Source organism: Asaia sp. SF2.1 (genome assembly GCF_000505765.1).
In the GTDB taxonomy this organism is placed as follows: domain Bacteria; phylum Pseudomonadota; class Alphaproteobacteria; order Acetobacterales; family Acetobacteraceae; genus Asaia; species Asaia bogorensis.
Genome location: NZ_AYXS01000034.1, coordinates 53,085 through 55,626 on the forward strand (window position 1 = coordinate 53,085; position 2,542 = coordinate 55,626).

Consider the following 2,542-nt stretch of genomic DNA (forward strand, 5'->3'; position numbering starts at 1 on the left):
GTCTTCCCGGGTCACAACCAGCGGCGGCAGGAGCCGCAGCACATTCTCACCTGCTGTCACGGTGAGGAGGCCTTCAGCCATGACCTGAGCCTGCACCTGGGCAACAGGCATCCTGCATTTCAGACCCCACATCAGACCGCGGCCACGAGCAAGCTCAAATACGCGCGGATGATCATGCACCAGAGCCGCCAGTTCATTGCCGAGCATGGTGCCCTTTTGCGCAACGTCATCGAGAAAGCCATCGGCAAGAATGACATCCAGCACGGCGTTGCCAGCAGCACAGGCCAGCGGATTGCCGCCAAAAGTCGTGCCATGCGAACCTGCACCCATCGATGCGGCAACTTCCTCACTGGCAAGAATGGCCCCCATGGGGAAACCACCAGCAATGCCCTTGGCCACCGAGATGACATCAGGTGTGACGCCATACCACTCATGAGCAAAGAGTTTGCCGGTGCGGCCCATGCCGGTCTGAACCTCGTCCAGCGCAAGGATCAGGCCAAATTCGTCGCAAACCTGGCGCAGCCCGGTCATGAACTGCGGATCAGCCTGCTTGATGCCTGTCTCGCCCTGGATGGGCTCGATCATGATGCCGGCTGTCTCGGGCGTGATGGCGGCACGCAGCGCATTCATGTTGTTGAAGGGGACGTGATCGAAGCCCTCGACAGGGGCACCAAAGCCTTCGAGATAGGCCGGGTTGCCCGTGGCGGCGATCATGGCGAGCGTGCGCCCGTGAAAGGCTCCGTTGCAGCAGATGATGCGCGTGCGCTCGGGATGACCGCGACCTGCCTGGGTCTTGCGGATCATCTTGACCATGCCTTCATTGGCTTCTGCGCCGGAATTGCAGAAGAAGACGCTGTCGGCAAAGGAATGAGCCACCAGCCTGTCGGCCAGTTTCTCGGCCTGCGGGATGCGATACAGGTTGGACACGTGCATGACGCGTGCGGCCTGTTCGGCGATCGCCTTGACCAGCCCCTCATGACCATGCCCGAGCGACGAGACGGCAATACCCGCCCCGAAATCGAGAAATCGTCGCCCGTCAGCCGTGTACAAGCAAGCGCCCTGACCATGCTCGAAAGCAAGGTCGACTCGTTTGAATGTTGGCATCAGAGCGGAAATCATGGCGATATGAGAGCCCGGTTGAAATGGATTGGAGAGATGCAACAACAAGAGCCCCGCACCTGAGGAATCAGGGCAGGGCACGGGCTGCTGCCTTACCATGATGGGGTTAATCCCCCCGGTTCGTCAAATTCAGTCTGTTATGACGTGATAAAACAGGTCGCGCGCCAGCCAGCATCCGACACGTATGCCGCGCAGGGCCTGAGCCGCATCCCGCTGGAAAGAGAGCGTCCAGTACCCCGGCGGCGAATGATCGAGCGCACGCAGACACGGGATAAGCCAGACATCATCCCCAAGCGGCAGAAGCCTCTCCATGCGCCCTTGCCCCAGCATGCCTGAGAAGGCGCCATAAAGTGCGCCGCCTGCATCGGACAGGGTCAGGATGCTGTCGAGTTCCTCACACAGATACCTCCCTGCCAGATCCTGATGCGATTGTGTCATGGCCAAACGCGACAGGATACGCTGGGTATTTTCCTGCGGACGGTTCATGATCAGGCCGCGCTCGGGGTGCCTGTCATCCTGAAATGTCACGGTGGTGCCGTCGCGACCAGCACCGCTCTGGGTCCAGTTATCCAGGCGCTCGGGCGGATAGGCATAACGAAGCGCCAGATTGTTGCCTGACGCGCCATTCTGATCTGACGATGTGACCGTGGCCGAAAGACCGTTCTGCGCGTCGAGATAATGCCCAATTATGGCCGGGTTACCGGGCGCCTTTGTAGGCGGGGATGGGGGGATGCCGAGCGCGGCCCCCGCCAGTTCTGCCGCCGCCGAATGTGCCTCTGACATGTGGTTGAACATGACCACGACCGACAGCCGTTCCTGTGCCAGGTGCAGTCTGTGGCTACGCCAGCCGCGCAGGGCGCCGCCGTGTCCGGTCATGGCATGGCCAAACAGGCGTCCGCGCTGCAACCCGAAGCCGTAGCGGGCGGGGGTGCCATCGCTGAAGGTTACGGGCGCGCTGAGCCGGTTATAGAACCCTTGGGGATCATCGCGCTGGGCGTCGATCGCACATTCCCAGGCAATCATATCGTCCAGACTGGCCCCCAGCCCGGCATCGCCCGTCCAGAAGATGTTGTTGACCGCCTGACGATAGCCGGTGGCTTCACTGCCCTCATAGCCTTGCGTTCCGTCCGGCATGGATTGCGTGTTTGCCGCAAGAAAGGCGCTTTTCATGTCATAGCGTTCGAAAATCCGTGCGCGCAGCAATTCAGCAAAGCTCTGCCCTGTGCAGGCCTCAAACGCTTCGGAAATGAGATGGAAGTTCTGGTTGACGTAGGAGTAGCTGGTGCCGGGCCTGAAATGCAGGGATCTGGTGCCGGCAATCACCCGTCGTGCCTCTGCCAGACCAAAAACCGACTCCGTAGGGGCGCCATGCAGCATGGCCACCGCCCAGTAATCACGCAGACCTGACTGGTTGTGAGCGAGG

At 60.9% G+C, this 2,542-nt stretch carries 2 protein-coding genes; both read right to left on the reverse strand.

What is annotated here, in order from left to right; genetic code table 11:
- A partial coding sequence (locus tag P792_RS31490; protein ID WP_023979338.1) for an aspartate aminotransferase family protein occupies positions 1 to 1,119 on the reverse strand: 1,119 nt, incomplete at its 3' end.
- Between the two features lie 129 nt (positions 1,120 to 1,248).
- On the reverse strand, positions 1,249 to 2,542 hold a 1,294-nt coding region (locus tag P792_RS31495; protein WP_035440177.1), incomplete at its 5' end, for a D-aminopeptidase.